Origin of the sequence: Sorangium sp. So ce362 (assembly GCF_051519845.1) — a bacterium.
Lineage (GTDB): Bacteria > Myxococcota_A > Polyangia > Polyangiales > Polyangiaceae > Sorangium.
This window is the reverse complement of the sequence record NZ_CP150332.1, coordinates 1323664-1337856: the sequence shown is the minus strand read 5'-3', so window position 1 is coordinate 1337856 and position 14193 is coordinate 1323664. Positions and strand designations below refer to the sequence as shown.

The window sequence follows — 14193 nt, the reverse complement described above, 5'->3', positions numbered from 1 at the left end:
CCTGAGCATCCCCGCGCCGCCCACAGCGCGGGCGTCGAGCGACCCATCGCGGTGCGGGACCACGAACGAGGCGATGACGCCGCCGATGGGTGCCCGGTCACCAAGCGCGCCGCGCCTGCCGCGGCGCGCGCGGGCAGGCGACGCGGATCGAGCGCGCTCGCACGGGCAAGGCGAGGCGGAGCGCGGGCGTACCGCTCGAGGCGCCCTCCGCTAGGCCTTGATCACCTTGGGGTGCGCCGCGCGGTAGACGCCGCGGGTGTCGACGATCACGGCGGCGTGCTTGAGCACCAGGTCGTAATCGACCACGGAGTGATCGGTGACGAGGAGGACCGCGTCGTGGCTCTTGAGGGTGTCCTCGTTGAGCGGGAGCGACGCGAGCTCCGGCAGGTGCGGCCAGGTGCGCATGCGGGGCAGCTTGGGCACGTGCGGGTCGTGGTAGCTGAGCACGGCGCCGAGCCGGCGCAGGAGCTCGATGATCTCGAACGCGGGGCTCTCGCGCGGATCGTCGATGTCCTTCTTGTAGGCGACGCCGAGGAGCAGGACCTTCGTGCCCTTCATGGCCTTGCCGCGGTCGTTGAGCCCGAGCTGGAGCTTCTCGACGACGTAGTGCGGCATCTCGACGTTCACCTCGCCCGCGAGCTCGATGAACTTCGTGGACACGCCGAACTCGCGCGCCTTCCAGGCGAGGTAGAACGGGTCGAGCGGGATGCAGTGGCCGCCCCAGCCCGGGCCCGGGTTGAACCGCATGAAGCCGAACGGCTTTGTCGCGGCGGCGTCGAGCACCTCCCAGACGTCGATGCCCATGGCGTCGTAGACGACCTTGAGCTCGTTCACGAGGGCGATGTTGATCGCCCGGAAGATGTTCTCGGTCAGCTTCGCCGCCTCGGCCGCGCGCGCCGACGAGACGGCCACGACGCGGGCGATCGCCTGGGAATAGAGCGCCTGCGAGAGGACCAGCGACGCGCGATCGACGCCGCCGACGACCTTCGGGATGGTCGCTGTGCTGTGATCGCGGTTGCCCGGGTCCTCGCGCTCGGGCGAGAAGGCGAGATAGAAATCCTCGCCCATGCGCAGGCCTGATTGCTCGAGGATGCCCTGGACGAGCTCATCGGTCGTGCCGGGGTACGTGGTGGATTCGAGGACGACGAGCTGCCCCTTCCGCAGCCGCTCCTTGATCTTCTGGGCCGAGCCGACGACGTAGCTCATGTCGGGCTCCCGCTGGGCGGTCAGCGGGGTGGGGACGCAGATGAGGATGGCGTCAGGCTCGCCGAGCCGCCCGAAATCCGCCGTCGCCTCGAATCGACCCGTCTTGGAGGCCGCCGCCACGCGCGAGGGGTCAAGGTGCTTGATGTAGCTCTTCCCCTCGCCGAGCGCGGTGACCTTCGCCGGGTCGACGTCGAACCCCAGCACGCGGAAGCCTTTCTCGATGAACGTGAGCGCCAGCGGCAGGCCGACATAGCCCATGCCGATGATGCCCACCTGGGCTTCGTGCGAGGTGATCTTGGCCAGGAGGCTCTCGACCGCAGCGGGATGCGTCTCTGCCATTTCCGTTTATCTCCAGTGGTGGAGGGGAGCCGCCACGCGGATCCCGACCCATGTTCGAAGAGAGGGGCCCGACGCTACCACAGGCCCCCAATTTTCGCTCGAGTGTCGAAAGGGTCCCCACCAGCGCCGGGAAAGGGCCTCCTCGTGAGGGTCTGCCGGCGCCGTGGGCGACGTCTCAGCGACGGCGGCGTACCGCTTCGCGGGCGAGCTGGAGGAAGTCGCGCGACGCCTGCCGCGCGATGATCAGCGCGGAACCGGCGAAGACCAGCCCGCCCGCGAGCACCTCGGCGCCAAGGCGGGAGCCGCGGGGCAGCTCGCCGAGCGAGCGCATGCCGTAGCGGACGGCGAGCACGGCAGCGACCATGGGCAGGCACGCGGCGAGCGGGCGGACCAGCGGGCGCAGGAGCCGCATGTACGGCACGCCGTCGGCGCGCTTCACCACCCAGAGGCTCCCCAGGGCGTGGACCCCGAACGCGACGCCGACCCCGCCGCACGCCCAGAGGACGCCGCCGATCGAGCCGAGCAGCGCGATGCCGCTGATGATGGCGATCACCTTGAGCCACTCCAGGACCATGATCGCCCGCGTCCGGCCGTAGACCTGCATGTACGAGGACATGACCCAGCCGATCGGACGGGTGACGCCGAGCGCCGCCAGCACGGCGAGGAGCGGGCCGGCCGGCTCCCAGGCCTCGTTGAAGAACGTGTCGTTGAGGATCGTCGGGGCGACCGCGCCGAGGCCGATGGCGAGCGGGAAGATGAGGAGCGAGAGCAGCGTGAGCGCGCGGACGAGGGCGACCTTGCGCTGCTCCGGCTCGAGCTTCGAGAACGACGGGACGAGCACGTCGCCGATGCGCTCGCCGACCTGGGAGGCCGGGATGTCGGCGAGGTTCCACGCGAGGTTGTAGAGGCCGCCGACCTGCTCGCCGAAGAGGCGGATCATGACGAGGTTGTCCCATTTCGAGGCCCCGAAGTTCGCCAGCGACCCGAAGTTGAGCGGGATGCCGAAGGCGAACAGGTCGCGCGCCTTCTCGCGCGACAGCGGGCTCGGCGTCAGCCACTCGGCGAGCTTCACCGCCGGGACCGTCGTGACCACGCGCACGACGGCGCGCAGGACCGTCGCGACCACGATGGCATTCCCCCCCCAGCCGCGCATGGCGAGGACGACCGACGCCGCCGTGTAGGTGAGCTCGCCGGCCGCGTTGCGGAGGCTGACGCTGCGGAACCGCATCTCGCGGATGAGCAGGCGATCGGGGATGTACCAGAGCCGATCGATGATCATCGCGACGATGAGCCAGGGCATGAACTCGAGCATCCCGGGCGCGCCGACGAGGTGCACGGCGATCGGCTCCCGGAAGAGGTACACGACGCTGATGGCGAGCAGGCCCGCCACATGGAAATAGATGGTGGCGTTGAAGACGGTCTGGCGGTCGAGCTCGGGCCTCGAGGCGATGTACTGGCCGATCCCGAGGCTCGACACGAAATGCGCCGTCATGATGACGACGGAGGCGGCCGAGACCTCGCCGTACACGTCCGGCGCGATGAACCGGGTGAGCACGAGGGTGCCAATCAGGCCGATCACGCGTGAGCCGAGCCCTGTCGCGATCGTCCAGACCGCGCCGAGGACGGCCTTGCGAGCGAGCGCGGAGGAGCCGGCCACGATCAGGGCACGAAGATGGTATCGCCGGACTTGAGCACGAGGTCCTGCTCGGGCCGCTTGCGCGAGGCGATATCGTCGTAGTTGATGGGGATGTGCCGGAACTTGCCCGGGCTATCCATGCGGATGAGCAGGATCTGATCGGTCGAGGCGAACTGGTTTGGACCGCCGGCCATCGCGAGCGCCTCGGAGACGGAGACGAAGTAGTTCGAGTTGAAGATACCGGTGCGCGCGACGTTGCCGCTGACCACGAACCGGTAGCTGTTGATGCCGGTCACGGCGACGGTGATCACGGCCGTCTCGTCCTTCACGAACTCGGTGAGCCGCTTCTTCATCTCCTCGCGCACCTGGGTCGGGGTCCTGCCGGCCACGTAGAGGTCGCCGATGAGCGGCATCGTGATGAAGCCGTCGGCCCTGACCAGCGCTTCGCTCGACAGGTCGGCCATGCGCCACACGTTGACCCGGAGCTGGTCCCCCACCCCGATCACGTACTCGTGCTTGCGCGGGTCGTACTCCTTCGCGTAGTTCGCCGGGTTGTAAACGTACGTGGGCGCACACCCAGCGGAGAGCGCGGCGAGGGCGAGGCCTGCCGCTGCTGTCAAAAGCACTCCTCTCATGAAGGACCGTTTCGTGGGACGGGCTGTGCCTTCCATGGGCGTCTGCATTGAGGAGGATGTCAGGCAGTACGGGGTTGCGCTTGCGAGGCGATCGCGGCCGCGCAGCCGCGCAGCTCACGAGCGGCGCCAGCATTGCAGGAAGGCCGTCCGCCGCCAAGGGGAAGTTTTCATGCTGCGGCAGGACGCGGGATCCTCGGCGAGGAACCAACTTGACGGCCCGATGACGGCTCTCAAAGCTCGGCTTTGATGCTGCTTCATCTCCAACGGATCACCGTCCCCTTCGAGTACCCCGTCTATCTCACGAACGGCGTCTTTTCGCCGCGCAACGGCGACCTTGCGTCCGCCGTCGCGTCGAAGGAGCCGCGCCGGCGTCACCGCGTGCTGCCGGTGATCGACGGCGGCGTCGCCGCGGCGTGGCCGTCGCTCGCGGAGGACATCGCGCGGTACGTGGACGCGCACGCGGATCGGCTCGCGCTCGCGGCCGAGCCGATCGTTGTGCCCGGCGGCGAGGCGGCGAAGAACGACGCCGCGGCGACGGAGGCGCTGCAGGCGAGGCTCGACGCGCTGGGGATGGATCGGCAGTCGTTCGTGATGATCGTCGGCGGGGGCGCGGTGCTCGACATGGCCGGCTACGCGGCCGCGACGGTGCACCGCGGCGTGCGGGTCGTGCGCATCCCGACCACGGTGCTCGCGCAGGCCGACTCCGGCGTCGGCGTGAAGAACGGCGTCAACGCGTTCGGGAAGAAGAACCTGCTCGGCACGTTCGCCCCGCCGTTCGCGGTGATCCTCGACCCGCGCTTCCTGGAGACGCTGCCCTTGCGCGACAAGGTGGCCGGGATGGCGGAGGCGGTGAAGGTCGCGCTGATCCGGGACGCGAGGCTGTTCTCGTGGCTGTCCGAGCATGCGCCCGCGCTCGCGTCGGGCTCGCTCGCGCCGCTCGCGGAGCTGGTGCGTCGCTCGGCGGAGATCCACCTCCAGCACATCGCGAGCGCGGGCGATCCGTTCGAGCTCGGGAGCGCGCGGCCGCTCGATTTCGGGCACTGGGCCGCGCACAAGCTCGAGTCGCTCACGAAGCACCGGCTCCGGCACGGCGAGGCGGTCGCGATCGGGATCGCGCTCGACACCCTCTACGCCGAGCTGGCCGGCCTCTGCAGCGAGTCGACGTCGGCCGCGGTGCTCTCGACGCTCGAGGCGCTCGGCTTCGCGCTGTGGGACGACGCGCTCGCGCTCACGCGGCCGGGCGGCGAGCGGGGCGAGCGGGGCGAGCGGCTCTGCGTGCTCGACGGGCTGGACGAGTTCCGCGAGCACCTCGGCGGAGAGCTCACGGTGACGTTGCTCGAGGACGTGGGGCGCGCGCGCGAGGTGCACGCGATGGAGGAGCGGCACATCGTCGCGGCGATCGCGCGGCTCCGCGAGCGCGCGGGGCGGCGGGGCGCGCTGGTGGCAACCGGGGCGGCCGGGGCGGCCGGGGCGGCCGGGGCGGCGCGATCATGAGGCTCGCGTGCGCGGGAGCGCCGCACCTGACGTACTGCACGAACATCCACCCGGGCGAGACGTGGGCGGAGGTGAAGCAGAGCCTGGAGACGCACCTGATCGAGATCTGGTCGCGCGCGGCCGGCGGGCGGGAGGGCGCGCAGCCGCGCGGCGGCGGCGGACCGGACGGAGGCGACGGATCGGGCGGAGGCGGCGGAGGCGGCGGGGTGGAGCGCGCCGGGCCCGGCGAGCGACGCCGCTGCGGGGTGGGGCTACGGCTCTCGGCGAGGGCGGCGGCGGAGCTCGCGGCGCCCGCGGAGCTCGAGGCGTTCCGCGATTTTCTCGAACGAAATGGCCTGTACGTGTTCACGCTGAACGGCTTCCCCTACGGCCGGTTCCACGGCGCGCCGGTGAAGGAGCGCGTGTACCTGCCGGACTGGCTGGCTGACGAGCGCCTCGCGTACAGCGATCTCCTCGCGACGCTCCTCGCCGCGCTGCTGCCGGCCGAGGAGGGCCTGATGGGGAGCGTCAGCACCGTGCCCGGCGCGTTCAGGCCGCGGGTGCGCGGGCGGGAGGACGCGGAGGCGATGGCGCGGCGGCTGGTCAGGCACGCGGCGCACCTCGTCGAGCTCCGCCGCCGCACGGGCAAGCGCGTCGCGCTGGCGCTCGAGCCGGAGCCGTGCTGCTTCCTCGAGACGACGCCCGAGGCGATCGCCTTCTTCACCGATCACGTGTTCGCGCGGGAGCGCGCGCGGGAGCTCTCGGTGCTGGCCGGGATGAGCCTGCCGGACGCGGAGGAGGCGCTCCACACGCACCTCGGCCTCTGCTTCGATGCGTGCCACATGGCGGTGGAGTTCGAGGACGCGCCGGCGTCGCTCGCGGCGCTCCGCGCGGCGGGCGTCGGCGTGCACAAGGTGCAGATCAGCGCCGGGCTGCGCGCGCGCGTGGCGGAGCGCGATCCGGCGACGATGGCGAGGCTGCGCGCGTATGCGGCGGACATCGTCTACCTGCACCAGGTGGTCGAGCGGCGGGCGGGCGCGGGTGAGCTCGTTCGCTACCTGGATCTGCCCGAGGCGCTGTCGGCGCTCGAGGGCGCGGGGGCGGCGTCGCCGGAGGAGTGGCCGGAGGAGTGGCGTATCCACTTCCACATGCCGATCTTCCAGCGGATCGAGGGCGCGCTCGCGACGACGCAGCCGGAGCTTGCGACGCTTCTATCGCACCTGCGAGAGTTGCCCGCGACGCAGCACCTCGAGGTGGAGACCTACACCTGGGATGTCCTGCCGGAGGATCAGCGGCGCGGCGGCCTGGTCGAGGCGGTGGCGAGGGAGCTCCGCTGGGTGGAGGAACGGATGGTGGTGGAAGGGAGCGGCGGCGCCGGAGCCGGCGCGGGCAGCGGAGGCGACGCTCGAGGCGGCGTCCTCGGCGCAGCTGGCGGAGAGGGAGTCTGACCATGAGCTCACGCGCGCGGGTGTATCTGCGGCTAGGCCGCGTCTCGAACCTGCCCACGGTCTGGACGAACGTGCTGTGCGGCATGGCGCTGGCGGGGTCCGGCTTGCGGGCGCCCGAGGTGGCGCTGGTGGGGCTTGCCGTGTCGCTGATGTACGTGGGCGGCATGTTCCTGAACGACGCGTTCGACCGCGAGATCGACGCGCGTGAGCGCCCGGAGCGGCCGATCCCGTCCGGGCTGGTGAGCGCCCGCGAGGTGTTCGCGGTGGGGTACGGCCTGCTCGGCGCGGGGGTGCTGCTCGTGGGGGGCCACGCGTACCTGGAGGGCCGGGGCGCGGCGCCGATCGTGGCGAGCGCGCTCCTCGCGGGGGCGATCGTGCTGTACGACGCCTGGCACAAGGGGAATCCGCTGAGCCCGGCGCTCATGGGGCTATGCCGCGTGCTGGTCTATGCGACGGCGGCGCTCGCGGCGGGGGGGCAGCTCGGGAGCGCAATGATCGGAGGAGGGGTGGCGCTGCTCTTCTATCTGATCGGGCTGACGGCGATCGCGAAGCAGGAGAATCTGCTGGCCGTGCGCAGCCTGTGGGCGCTCGGCTTCATGGCGGTGCCGTTCCTCTACACGATCGGGGCGCCGCTCACGGGATTGATGGGGACGATCGCGTACGGCGCGCTCGCGGGCTGCGTGATCCACGCCGTGAGGCTGCTGCGCGGGACGCGGAAAGACCGGATCCCGCGCGCCGTGGTGACGCTCATCGCCGGCATATCGCTGCTCGACGCGGTGCTCATCGCGAAGAGCGGCGCGCCTGGAGCCGGCGGCGCGGCGGCGCTGGCGCTGATGGGATTTCCGCTGACGCTCGCGATGCAGCGGGTGGTGCGGGGGACGTGAGGCGGGCGCCTGGCCGGCGCCTGAGCGGATATACTCGCCAAGACTGGAAGACGACATCTTGAGCCACCGGAGACGCGATTCATGACGTTACGCAGCGCTCGCACCCTACCGGCTAGCCTCCTCACGTTCATCCTGGCCGGGTCCGGATGCGCGCTCGTCCTCGGGCTCGACGACTTTGAGGACGCGCCTGCACCAGGGAACCAGAGCTCAGGCGGAAGCGGTGGCGCGAGCGTTTGCAACCTGAATGAAATAGAGCGATGTTACAGCGGCCCACAAGGGACCGTGAATGTCGGGATGTGCCGAGCTGGGACACGCAGGTGCGACAGCAGCCAAAACAGCTGGGGCGCGTGCGAGGGCGAGCGTGTACCCGACCAAGAGCGCTGCGCGTCCGACGAGGACGAAAACTGCGACACATTTGACTGCACCTTGTGGGCGCAAACATTCGGCAAGGACGCGGTGGCCCACGCGGTGGCAGCCGACAAGGATGGAAACACCATCGCGGTAGGCAGCTTCTCGGAGTCTATACAATTTGGACCCAAGCCGCTGACAAGCGCCGGAGAATCCGACATCTTCATCGTCGCCTTCGACAGAACCGGAAGTCACCTCTGGAGCCACAAATTCGGAGACTCCGCGGCCCAGGAGGCGACGTCTGTCAGCGTGGACGCATCGGGCAACATCATCTTGACCGGCGTGAGCAGCGGCACCATCAAATTCGGCGATCAAGACGTCGGCCCAGGCCTGTTTGTCGCGAAGCTCACCAATAGCGGAGAACACATCTGGAGTCGAAGCTTCTCGGCGAACCCCATAAGCGAACGCAAATTCGACCGGTTTGTCAGAACTGTCCGCCCGAAGGTCGACAGCACACAGCACGGGGACATCATCATCGCAGGAACGTTCAGGGGGGACATCGAGTTCGACGACACGATCCTGACCTCGACTCCAGCGAATACGCTGGATATGTACATCGCGAAGCTCGACGGGAAGACTGGATCCTCGAGCACCGAGCAAGGCGGATGGGCGCGGAAGTTCGGCAGCTCCGGTTATGATGCGTTGATCGACGCGGTCGTGGATCGAAGCGACAACATCATCATCACTGGCGAGCACCGCGACTCGATCAGCTTCGGCGACCGACCGGCGCTCGGCGGTTCCGGGATGTTCCTGGTGAAGCTTGACAGAGATGGCACACCGACGTGGAGCCGTGACTTCGACGGCGGCTATCCCTCTGCTCTGGACGTCGATGCGCGCGGCAACATCTCTGCCACGGGTAACTATGACGAAAGCATCAATTTCGGAGGCGCCGCACCCCTGGCGTCACCAGAAGGCTACACGGCGATCTTCGTTGCACAGTTCGACACATCCGGAGAGCACGTGTGGAGCCGTGACTTCGAAGGCCGCGGCCACAATGCCATCGGCGACATCAGCACCGACGCGATGAACAATCTTATCCTCGTCGGTGAATTCTCGAAAGAGCTGAGGGTGGACAACAACACCATTGATCACTTCGAGCTCCCGTCCCCGTGGGTGCTCAAGCTGGACGCGACAGGGAAAACACTGTGGAAGAAATCCATCATGTCCGGCGGGGCTTCATTCGGAGTCGCTTCCACGACAGATCCAAGCGACGAGGTCATCATCACAGGACTGTACTACCGCCAGATTGATTTTGAAACGGGCACGCTGGAGGCAGAAGCCGACGCCATTTTCATCGCAAGACTTGGGATCTAGGCTCTGCCTGACGAAGGTCGCGAGCGGCCCGACCCCGGGGAGAGCCAGCGAGGAACGATTCCGTATCACGCGTGTGCGTGACCGACGGTTCGGGCCGCGCAGCAGCTCGTCAGGCAGAGCCTGGTCCCAATATCAATCGAAGATGTGACGCAGCACGATCTCGCCGACATCAACAGCGAGAACACGCTCGTCTGTCAGCAGCGAGTCGCAGGTGGATATCGCGAGCGGCCCCCGCTCCGGGCGCTCGGTCAAACGCCCATGCGAGCCATTGACCAGCCCCGCGTCAAGCGGGATCACGTCCATCAGGTAGCGAAACCCGAGCTTTTTCTTGAGCAGCCTCCAGGCGACGCTGGCTGGCAGGACGCGCAGGTTGGGATCGGCAAACAGCTCCACAGGATCGTAACCTGGCTTACGATGAATGTCGACGGTCCTGGCAAACTCCGGCGCCTTTTCGTCGTCAAGCCAGTAGTAGTAACTGAACCATCGATCCTCGCGGGAGACAGCGATCAGCTCGCCCGACCTAGGGTGATCCAACCCCGCAGAACGCTTGCCTTCCACATCGAGGACGAAGTCCACGCCAGGCAGCATCTCGAGGAGAGACTTCACCTCTTGAACGCGCTCGGGACGACGCACGTAGACATGCGCCACCTGATGGTCCGCCACGGCGAACGCCTCGGACGCGCCGGCGTCGAGCTTCTCGAGCCCACGCTCGACCCGGACGCGCAGCAGCCCCTGCTCCCGCAGCGTCCGGTTGATGTGCACCACCCCGGACACCCGCGTGATACCGTATTCGGACAGGACGATCACCCGCGCTCCGTCCTTGCGCACGTGGTCGATCAGCTCGCCGCAGACGGCGTCCACGGCGCGGAGGTCCTCCTTGATCGCGGGATGATCCGGCCCCAGCCGCTGCAGGTTGTAGTCGAGGTGCGGAAGGTAGACCAACGTCAACGTTGGACGTCGCGTGTCGTAGACGTGGCGCGCGCACCGCGCGATCCACTCCGTCGATCGGATGTCCGCGTTCGGACCCCAGAAATTGAAGAGCGGGAATTCACCCAGCCGGAAGACGAGCTCATCGCGCAATGACGCCGGATCGGTGTAGATGTCCGGCAGCTTGAGCCCGTCCGCCAAGTAGATCGGCCTCGGCGTCACCGCGTAATCCGCCGAGCTGTACATATTGTACCACCAGAACAGCTTGGCGCAGGTGAACGTCGGATCCCGGCGGCGCGCAGCCTCCCAGATCTTCTCCCCCGTCACGAGCTGGTTCGCCTGGCGCCACAGGTTCACCTCGGCAATGTCGCGAAAGTACCAGCCGTTCGCGACGCAGCCGTGCCCGCTCGGGAGGAGACCTGTCGTGAAGGTCGACTGGACCGTGCAGGTGACGGCAGGCAGCACGGTCTCCAGAGGGCGCATCACGCCTTCTTGCGCGAGCCGCTGCAGGTTCGGCGTGGCGTCGCCGAGGAGCTCGCCGGTCAGCCCGACGACGTTGAGGACGACGGTGCGGTGCATGGGTGTGCTCGGTCAGCCCTGCACGATGGGCGCCTGCCCGCGCAAGACCGAGTTTCCCTCGAACAGGACGCGCTGGTCCACCGCAGGCGCCTCGCCGAACTCCGCGAGGTCGAGCCGGCCGCTCTGGGCGAAGAAGGCGAGCGGGTTCTTCCAGACGATCCGCTCGATCACCTCGTCCGCGATCCCGTTCTCGCGCATCCGCGCCGCCGTCTTCGGCACCTTCAAGGGATCGCTCACGCCCCAGTCCGCCGCGCTGTTGATCAGGATCCGCTCCGCGCCGTATTTCTTGACCAGCGCGACCATGCGGTCTTCGTCCATCTTCGTGTTCGGGTAGATGGAGTGACCGGCCCAGCAGCCGGTCGCGAGCACGAGCGGCAGCGTCTCCTCGTTGTTGTGATCGATGAGCACGCGCTCCTCGGGGAACTTGAGCTCCCGCACCAGGGCGAGCGTCCGCTCGGTTCCCCGCTTCTTGTCGCGGTGCGGCGTGTGCACGAGGATGGGAAGATCGTGCTCTCGCGCGAGCTCGACCTGCTGGACGAAGTACTTCTCTTCCTCGGGCGTCATGTCGTCAAACCCGATCTCGCCGACCGCGACCACGCCCTCCTTGTCGAGATAGCGCGGCAAGAGATCGATGACGCCCTGCGCCACGCGGGGGTTGTTGGCCTCCTTCGGGTTGAGCGCGAGCGTGCAGAGGTGACGGATGCCGAACTGGCTGGCCCGGAAGCGCTCCCAGCCGAGCAGGGACGCGAAATAGTCCTCGAACGTGCCGACGTGCGCCCTCGGCTGACCGAGCCAGAACGCGGGCTCGAGGACGGCGACGATGCCGGCATCGGCCATCGCCTGGTAGTCGTCGGTCGTCCGCGATGTCATGTGGATATGGGGATCGAATAGCTTCACTTGTCTCTCCGCCTCGCGCGGCTTCACTCGGGGATCCGAGTCGCGCGCTCGTGCTCGTGCTCCGGGGAGAGCAGGCCGATGTCGGCCGGAGCGCTCCGGCCAGCCGCCCTCCGCTCATTCGCGAAATCGTCCGCCATCCTGGCGAGCTCGCTCGACCGGCGCTGTTCCAGCCCGGCGATCCGCGCGAGCGACACGCCCATGAACATGGCCTTGAGGACCATCTGGTTGAAATTGAGCTCCGGAAAATACGCCGCTGGGTAACGGTTCTCGCAGGCGATCGCCTCGAAGACAGGCAGCTCGTTCGTGCGACACGCATCGACCGCGAGCGGGAGGAAGCGCTCGGCTCCAGTCACGAGCGGCAGGGCCCGCAGGAGCGCCTGCCGCTCCCGGCTGTCGCCCTGCTGGTAGCCAGTCGAGAGCAGCAGTTCGAGCTCCGTTGCGAGCAGGCGCCTCGACACAAGCGCTAGCATCGTGACTCGGCCGAGCTCGTCCAGCCGCCAGCCATCCACCGACCTGGCGGCCCCCGCAGCTTCCAGGGCGTCCCGCTCGTCGGCGTGGAGCTCGAGCGGTGCCTTGCCGAGCACCCGCGCGGCGGCAGTGAACGTCGACAGGAAGCGGTCGCGATCGAACCAGGTGGACAGCTCGTTCGCCCCCGCGTCAGGCACCTCGCCACGGCGCACGCCAATCCCGGTCACCTGTTCGACGCGCTCTCGCCAGGAACCGGCCGCAGGCGGAATCCGGCGTGACAGGATCTCGAGCAGCGGTAGGGAAGGGTCTTGCATTGTGATCGCGTTCACCGGTCCCGGCGGCGTGGGAAGCCGCAGACGGGGCGCCATGAGGTGGAAAGTTATACCAAGGGGCGCGCGCTTCGGATAGTCTCCTAAGCCATGATGGACCAGAAGCGTTTCCTTTTGTCTTTCGTGCCCATCGCAGCCGCCGTCGTCGGTCTGAGCTTCACCTTGAATGGTTGCGGGAGCAACGAGACCGGACCAGGATCAGGGGGCAGCGGAGGATCCGGTCCTGGCGGAACCGGCACCGGCGGCGGCGCTACCACGGGCGCGGGCACGAGCGCGGGCACAAGCACGGGCACGGGCACGGGCACGGGCACCCCCACGACTGGCAGCGGAGCCGGGCCGGCCACGAGTGGAACGACGGGGGCGGGAGCCGGCCCTGCGACGGGAACCGGCGCAGGCGGGCATGGGACGATCGAGTGCGACGAGCCGGGCGGGACCGTGCCGCCGCTCAAGCTCACCGAGGTGGTGAGCGGCTTCGACCGGCCGCTCTACGTGACCAGCGAGCCCGCCGACGCGAGCCGACTCTACGTTATCGAGCAGGTCGGAAGGATTCGCCTCGTGAAGAACGGAGCGCTTCAGGACGCATCGTTCCTCGACATCACGGGGCTCGTCACGCCGGTTGACACGAGCTACGATGACGAAAAGGGGCTACTCGGCCTCGCGTTTCATCCCGATTACGCGGAAAACGGGCGCTTCTTCGTGTACTTCAACGCACGCCGTCAGAGCGCTGAGTCACCGGCAGGCCTCACTCTCATGGAATTCTCGCGCTCACCGAGCAACCCGGACATCGCCGTCCCCGAGAGCAAACGCAGTTTCTTTCGCATCACATCCGGCGTCATGGGCAATCACAACGGCGGCATGCTCGCGTTCGGCCCTGACGGCATGCTCTACGTAGGCGTCGGCGACGGCGGCGGTCAGAGCGACAACCCGGATCCGAATAACAATGGACAGAACATCGATGTGAAGCTCGCCAAGATCCTGCGCATCGACGTCGACAATCATCCGACGGCGCCGGCCGGGAATCTCACCGGTGGAGATCCAGACATCTGGGATTACGGGTTGCGCAACCCGTGGCGATTCAGCTTCGACCGCTGCCGAGGCGATCTCTACATCGGAGATGTCGGTGGGCGCCTGTTCGAGGAGATCAACATCGAGCCGCGCGGCCAGGGTCACAAGAACTACGGATGGAGCGTCACCGAGGGGGCGACATGCCTGAAGGCAAGCCAATCGCCGGGATGCGACTCGTCGACGATCACGCCGCCCGTCAAGCGATACGATCACGACAACGGCGACGGCTCCGTGACAGGCGGTTATGTCTACCGCGGCAGCAAGATCCCCGCACTCCGTGGGAAGTACCTGTACGGCGATTTTGCCTCGGACAGGGTGTGGATGTTCACGTGGAAGGACGGTGTCGCCACGCCCGCCATGCCGACCCAGCTGGGCACTTCGCTCAGCCAGGATCTCGACTCCGTGAGCACCATCGAAGGCCTCGCCTCCTTCGGCGAGGACGCCGCGGGCGAGCTCTACATCGTCTCCTATGGGGGCACGATTTTCCGGATCGATCCGGAATAGGGCGCTCCGCGGACCGCAGCACCGCAACACCGTTTGTCATCGGTTCACGCTCTCCGAAGGGCAGCTTGCCAGAGCTGGATT

The 14193-nt window shown here is 67.9% G+C and carries 11 protein-coding genes; 5 read left to right on the top strand and 6 right to left on the bottom strand.

Annotated elements, in window-relative coordinates; translation table 11 throughout:
* Positions 1-210 precede the first annotated feature (210 nt).
* The 3 genes from WMF17_RS05285 to WMF17_RS05275 all read right to left on the bottom strand — a co-directional run bounded on the left by WMF17_RS05285 (position 211) and on the right by WMF17_RS05275 (position 3807).
* Complete coding sequence (locus tag WMF17_RS05285; RefSeq protein ID WP_437600842.1) at positions 211-1545, bottom strand: nucleotide sugar dehydrogenase; 1335 nt, start codon at positions 1543-1545, stop codon at positions 211-213.
* A 175-nt stretch (positions 1546-1720) separates the two neighbouring features.
* A complete protein-coding gene (locus tag WMF17_RS05280) occupies positions 1721-3202 on the bottom strand; it encodes an oligosaccharide flippase family protein (RefSeq protein WP_437600841.1) in 1482 nt (493 codons plus the stop codon).
* 2 nt (positions 3203-3204) lie between these two features.
* Positions 3205-3807 (bottom strand): polysaccharide biosynthesis/export family protein, encoded by a 603-nt coding sequence (locus WMF17_RS05275; protein ID WP_437494751.1) that lies wholly within the window; start codon positions 3805-3807, stop codon positions 3205-3207.
* A gap of 255 nt (positions 3808-4062) precedes the next feature.
* Here WMF17_RS05275 and WMF17_RS05270 point away from each other — a divergent pair, with 255 nt between their 5' ends.
* The 4 genes from WMF17_RS05270 (at position 4063) to WMF17_RS05255 (ending at position 9343) form a co-directional block, all read left to right on the top strand.
* Positions 4063-5310: a 3-dehydroquinate synthase gene (locus WMF17_RS05270; RefSeq protein ID WP_437648477.1), complete on the top strand. Its 1248-nt coding sequence runs from the start codon at positions 4063-4065 to the stop codon at positions 5308-5310.
* A complete protein-coding gene (eboE, locus tag WMF17_RS05265; RefSeq protein WP_437648475.1) occupies positions 5307-6737 on the top strand; it encodes a metabolite traffic protein EboE in 1431 nt (476 codons plus the stop codon). Before WMF17_RS05270 ends, eboE begins: the two co-directional genes overlap by 4 nt.
* 2 nt (positions 6738-6739) lie before the next feature.
* Positions 6740-7621, top strand: coding sequence for a UbiA family prenyltransferase (locus WMF17_RS05260; RefSeq protein ID WP_437648473.1), 882 nt, complete (start codon positions 6740-6742; stop codon positions 7619-7621).
* 282 nt (positions 7622-7903) lie between these two features.
* On the top strand, positions 7904-9343 hold the full coding sequence (locus WMF17_RS05255; RefSeq protein ID WP_437648471.1) for a hypothetical protein: 1440 nt from the start codon (positions 7904-7906) through the stop codon (positions 9341-9343).
* A gap of 132 nt (positions 9344-9475) precedes the next feature.
* On the opposite strand, the gene WMF17_RS05250 is transcribed toward WMF17_RS05255, so the two are convergent.
* From WMF17_RS05250 to WMF17_RS05240, 3 genes are read right to left on the bottom strand one after another with little or no spacing between them, the layout of a single operon-like run.
* Positions 9476-10849, bottom strand: coding sequence for an alkaline phosphatase family protein (locus WMF17_RS05250; RefSeq protein WP_437648469.1), 1374 nt, complete (start codon positions 10847-10849; stop codon positions 9476-9478).
* 12 nt (positions 10850-10861) lie between these two features.
* Positions 10862-11746 carry a TatD family hydrolase gene (locus tag WMF17_RS05245; RefSeq protein ID WP_437648467.1) on the bottom strand — a complete coding sequence of 295 codons (885 nt, stop codon included), beginning with the start codon at positions 11744-11746 and terminating at the stop codon, positions 10862-10864.
* Between the two features lie 23 nt (positions 11747-11769).
* Positions 11770-12426 (bottom strand): EboA domain-containing protein, encoded by a 657-nt coding sequence (locus WMF17_RS05240; protein WP_437648465.1) that lies wholly within the window; start codon positions 12424-12426, stop codon positions 11770-11772.
* Positions 12427-12633: 207 nt separating this feature from the next.
* On the opposite strand from WMF17_RS05240, the gene WMF17_RS05235 reads away from it, so the two are divergent.
* Positions 12634-14112, top strand: coding sequence for a PQQ-dependent sugar dehydrogenase (locus tag WMF17_RS05235; RefSeq protein ID WP_437648463.1), 1479 nt, complete (start codon positions 12634-12636; stop codon positions 14110-14112).
* The last annotated feature ends 81 nt before the right edge of the window (positions 14113-14193 follow it).

What these genes read in the sequence shown, in the direction of transcription:
- eboE (WP_437648475.1), top strand. Translation starts at nt 5,307, where the DNA reads ATGAGGCTCGCGTGCGCGGGAGCGCCGCACCTGACGTACTGCACGAAC.
- WMF17_RS05260 (WP_437648473.1), top strand. Translation starts at nt 6,740, where the DNA reads ATGAGCTCACGCGCGCGGGTGTATCTGCGGCTAGGCCGCGTCTCGAAC.
- WMF17_RS05235 (WP_437648463.1), top strand. Translation starts at nt 12,634, where the DNA reads ATGATGGACCAGAAGCGTTTCCTTTTGTCTTTCGTGCCCATCGCAGCC.
- WMF17_RS05270 (WP_437648477.1), top strand. Translation starts at nt 4,063, where the DNA reads ATGCTGCTTCATCTCCAACGGATCACCGTCCCCTTCGAGTACCCCGTC.
- WMF17_RS05250 (WP_437648469.1), bottom strand. Translation starts at nt 10,849, where the DNA reads ATGCACCGCACCGTCGTCCTCAACGTCGTCGGGCTGACCGGCGAGCTC.
- WMF17_RS05285 (WP_437600842.1), bottom strand. Translation starts at nt 1,545, where the DNA reads ATGGCAGAGACGCATCCCGCTGCGGTCGAGAGCCTCCTGGCCAAGATC.